Consider the following 4,231-nt stretch of genomic DNA (forward strand, 5'->3'; position numbering starts at 1 on the left):
CCATCGGTAAAAGCTGGATCGCCCGATCCCGAAATAACGGCAGGCTTTAGCAACATGACCAATCTCGTCTGCGTATCGCAGTATCCGCAGCTTACGTCGAATCTCGCGTTGATCCTTGTTCATGAACATCTCCTTCTTCCCAAATCTGGGAGGTTAAAGGAAATGTCCCGCGAGTAACGGCATATCTACAGCTACATCGTGGACTGTAACCATGTCGGTGAACTCAGGCAGGTCATGGCAGATGCATCCGAAGCGGTGGTAGGTCGCCCACTGAAGTCTTCTGTGAATATTCCCGGACGAGAGGAGTTCGAACCTGTTGATCAGAAAGCGCTGAAAAAGCACATTCACGAGCTAAAGTGGGCAGCCTATGGGCGCGAAGAGCCTTCTTGCGAGGGCTACGTAGAGAGAGTGCTAGCGTATGAGGCTAAGACTGGCCGGAATATTGGGCCTTTCGACAAGGAACCGTGGCCGGAGGGGCTGGACTAGCGGATTGTGTAGCAACGGCTCGTGATCAGTAGATTGGCATTTCCATTTAGGGCTGCTGACGTTGCGAACCAGCCGTGCAGTTCCGACCACACCAATGGCGGCAATGCACAGGAAGTGATCTTTGCAAAGTTTACGCTTTCCTCCCCTCTGGAGAAACTTCACTCCGCTCCGCCACGATCCGAAGCTGCCGCTCGTTGCGGGCGCACCATGAATTGACGTCATCCGTTCGCTGTGCGCACTTACCTGCCCTTGCCGCTAGGTCCGCTCCCGCCCAGCTATTTCTCAATTGGGAATAACTTCCCAAGCTTTCCCTTTGCATCAGCGCCTTTCAAAAAAGCCAAGCTCACACCGTTTCCGTGATCAGCAATCCTTCACTTTGATTTCAGTCAGCGTATAGCGAGGGGTGATATGTTGTGGGCAATTCCAGTCGAATGCTTCAACCGTAATCAACAGCCCCCTTTCAACCCGCGCCCTATAACCCTCGGCCGGTGACAATTTTTGCAGAAGGTCATCCTCGGACGGATCAATAATGCGCGCCCGACCCAGCAGTTTTAGTCGCGTCTTGTTTGGGTAATCCATGAAAAACAGAGACACCCGGTCCTCGTTGCTCAGATTGCCCACGCTTACGTATTGTCGATTGCCGCGATAATCTGCAAAGCCAAGCTTATTTTCGTCTAGGATTTTAACAAAGCCGACTGGGCCGCCCCGGTGCTGGACATAGGGCCATCCGGTTTCGCCGATTGTTGCCATGTAAAAGCTATCTCGCGCAGCTATGAAATGGGCTTCGTTGGGGCCAAGCGTATCATTATAGTCGGCACCAGCCTCCATCCGCGCATAGGCGTTACGGGTTCCTTCGGTCGTCTGAATGCTTTTGACGGTATCGGTAAAAGCCAGCTCTGCAAATTTATGTCCCATCTTCGGGTCTCCTAAAAGATTTGAGTTTCAAAGGCCTAGGTCAGACAGCCCCGGATGATCGACAGGCCGGGGCCCCTGCGGCCATTTAAACAGGCGGTCATCTGCGGTGATCGAGAGATCGTTAATGCTCGCATGGCGGCTCTGCATTAGACCATTTGAATCGAACGCCCAGTTCTCGTTGCCTAGTGATCGGAACCAAGCGCCGTCCTGATTCCGCCATTCATAGGCAAATCTAACTGCAATTCTGTTTGCACTATGAACCCAGAGCTCCTTGATCAGGCGATACTCTACTTCCCTTATCCACTTCTGGCTCAGAAAACCCCGGATCTCCTGTCGCCCAGTGGGAAACTCAGCCCGGTTTCTCCATTTGCTATCCTCAGTGTAGGCCAGCGACACCTTTTCGGGGTCTCGGGAATTCCAAGCATCTTCGGCCATCCGAACCTTTTGGATTGCTGTCTCTTTGGTAAAAGGCGGCAAAGGTGGGCGTACGGACATTGTAACCTCCATATATTGAAGAGGTGCGGGGAATACCCCCGCACCATGCTAGGTTAGTTGGTCAGGCTATCAGCAAGAAAACTGCGGATCAGTCCGGCAACTTCGGGCCCGTGAGATTCCAGAATGAAGTGGCCAGCATCGATGAGGTGCATTTCCGCGTTTGGCAGATCTCGCAGATAGGGCGATGCTCCTTCAGCCGGGAAGATATGGTCGTTTTCACCCCAGACGATCAGTGTTGGCGGCTGGTGTGTGCGGAAGAACTCTTGAAAGTCCGGATACAGATCAACGTTGGTCCGATAGTCATAAAACAGGTCCAGTTGAATTTCCTGATTTCCCGGACGATCCAGGTATGCTTGGTCAAGCATCCACGCATCTGGGCTGACCCGGCCAACATTGGTTTCTGGAACACCGTGTGTATATTGCCATTCAGTGGCTTCTACATTCAGAAATCCACGCAATGGTTCCCGGGTTTCAGTCGATGGCGCTGTCCAATAACTGCGGAACACATCCCAGAATTCAAGCAGACCTTCTTCGTAGGCGTTTCCGTTTTGGATGATAAGAGCGTCGATTGCTTCGGGGTTTTTCAGTGCTAGGCGATAGCCAACCGGGGCACCGTAATCCATCACGTAAAGAGAATAGGAATTCAGTTCCAGCGTATCAGTGAACTCGGACATCAGCTCTGCATAGTTGGCAAAAGTATAGTCGAACTCGTTACGGTCCGGCATCGAACTGCGGCCAAAACCTGGGTAGTCAGGGGCAATGACGTGATAATCGTCAGATAGCTCCGGGATCAGATCACGATACTGCTGTGACGACGTAGGAAAACCATGCAACAGGAGCAAAGCTGGCGCATCGGCGTTTCCGGCCTCACGATAGAAAATCTCTTGCCCGCCAACTTCGACAGTGTTGTATTTCACGGCCGTTTCGCTGAGGTCTGCAAATGGCACTGGCGGCTCATCGGCTGCGGCAGCGGCTGTAAGCCCCAATGAAATCAGGCCAGCTTGCAAGAGCGGTTTGATTGAATTCGTCGTCATGGTCAGTGTCCTTCATGTTGCGCCGCTTGGTGCCAAGTTGGACGTTGCGGCTGATGAACACAGAAATAGCCACCTTTCCGATTTGAAAGAATTCTGATAACTGTGAATACATTATTGCAAAAGGTGGAATAATGGACCGCATTCTTCAGATGGAAGTCTTTGCTGCTATCAATGACAGCAGAAGCTTCGTTCAGGCTGCACATCGTCTCAGAATGTCACCACCTGCGGTGACCCGGGCGATGAATGCACTTGAGGAACGGCTGGGCGTACAGCTTTTGACCCGGTCAACACGACAGCTCTCGTTGACGGATGCTGGCATCAGGTTCCTGGAGGCTTCTCGTCGGCTGCTCTTGGAAATCGAAGACGCAGAAAAACAAGCCGTTGGCGAAGTTGGGGTCGCTCAGGGGCATTTGACAATCTCAGCATCAGTGACCTTCAGCCGAATGATTGCAGCACCGGTCGCACGGGCATTTATCGCAGCGCATCCAAAAATAACGGTCTCGTTGATCAGCCTAGACCGGGTCGCCAACCTTGTCGAGGAAGGCATTGATGTTGCGATTAGAATTGGAAAGCTTCCAGACTCGAACCTGATGGCCAAACGCCTAGGGGAAGTGCGGCGCATGTTTGTTGCCAGTCCCGATTATCTGCAGCGTCGCGGCCTGCCCGTAGAACCTGCCGATCTGAAATTGCACTCGATCATTGGGTTTACCGGAATTATGGTCAGCCACGACTGGCACTACAAATCAGATAAAACACGCGGACACGTGCTTTTGCACCCACGTTTCGAAGTAAACGACGCCTCAACAGCGCTGGCAGCGGCAGTGGCAGGTGAAGGCATCACCATGGCGCTGTCCTACATGGTCGCAGATCAATTGCGTACTGGCGAATTGGTGCCGGTGCTACTCGAATTTTTGCCTCCTCCGGAGCCGGTTCACCTTGTTTATCCCCAAAGCAAGCTTATCGCACCCAAAGTGCGTACGTTCCTAGATTTTTCCTTTGACAGGCTAAAGACGTCCATTGAGAAAACTGGGTTGGCCATTTTTTGAGATTGTGGCCAGGTAGTATTGGCTAGGTCCTATTTCCAAAATGGTATCTGCTTCTAGGCAGCATCTGCGATGGTGCTGACCGCTCGCTGAATGGCTGCTATCCATAAAACCAATCAACTACATCGCACTCACGGCATACGTTTTACCGTGCCTAGTGCGAAGGTCTGGTTCGGGCGAATGTTGTTGAAAAACTCGAAGTTTTCGCGTGTCCGTATAACGGGACAATGTGTTCCCGCCTCTGTTTCACGCTGCGGC

6 protein-coding genes are annotated in these 4,231 nt (G+C 52.3%); 2 read left to right on the forward strand and 4 right to left on the reverse strand.

What is annotated here, in order from left to right; genetic code table 11:
• Positions 1-123, reverse strand: a 123-nt coding sequence (locus tag DL239_RS21165; protein WP_240932107.1) for a helix-turn-helix domain-containing protein, incomplete at its 3' end; no start/stop codon positions are given.
• A 111-nt stretch (positions 124-234) separates the two neighbouring features.
• On the opposite strand from DL239_RS21165, the gene DL239_RS21170 reads away from it, so the two are divergent.
• On the forward strand, positions 235-486 hold the full coding sequence (locus tag DL239_RS21170) for a hypothetical protein (protein ID WP_167686079.1): 252 nt from the start codon (positions 235-237) through the stop codon (positions 484-486).
• A 360-nt stretch (positions 487-846) separates the two neighbouring features.
• On the opposite strand, the gene DL239_RS21175 is transcribed toward DL239_RS21170, so the two are convergent.
• The 3 genes from DL239_RS21175 to DL239_RS21185 are packed head-to-tail and all read right to left on the reverse strand — an operon-like array spanning position 847 to position 2,930.
• A complete protein-coding gene (locus DL239_RS21175) occupies positions 847-1,401 on the reverse strand; it encodes a pyridoxamine 5'-phosphate oxidase family protein (protein ID WP_167686080.1) in 555 nt (184 codons plus the stop codon).
• A gap of 27 nt (positions 1,402-1,428) precedes the next feature.
• The gene (locus DL239_RS21180) at positions 1,429-1,896 is read right to left on the reverse strand and encodes a nuclear transport factor 2 family protein (RefSeq protein ID WP_206188591.1); all 468 of its coding nucleotides are present in this window, start codon (positions 1,894-1,896) and stop codon (positions 1,429-1,431) included.
• Positions 1,897-1,949: 53 nt separating this feature from the next.
• Positions 1,950-2,930, reverse strand: a complete 981-nt coding sequence (locus DL239_RS21185; RefSeq protein ID WP_167686082.1) for an alpha/beta fold hydrolase — start codon at positions 2,928-2,930, stop codon at positions 1,950-1,952.
• A 131-nt stretch (positions 2,931-3,061) separates the two neighbouring features.
• Here DL239_RS21185 and DL239_RS21190 point away from each other — a divergent pair, with 131 nt between their 5' ends.
• Positions 3,062-3,976, forward strand: coding sequence for a LysR substrate-binding domain-containing protein (locus DL239_RS21190; RefSeq protein ID WP_167686083.1), 915 nt, complete (start codon positions 3,062-3,064; stop codon positions 3,974-3,976).
• Positions 3,977-4,231 lie beyond the last annotated feature (255 nt).

The organism is Parasedimentitalea denitrificans (genome assembly GCF_011813015.1).
Taxonomy (GTDB): Bacteria; Pseudomonadota; Alphaproteobacteria; order Rhodobacterales; family Rhodobacteraceae; genus Parasedimentitalea; species Parasedimentitalea denitrificans.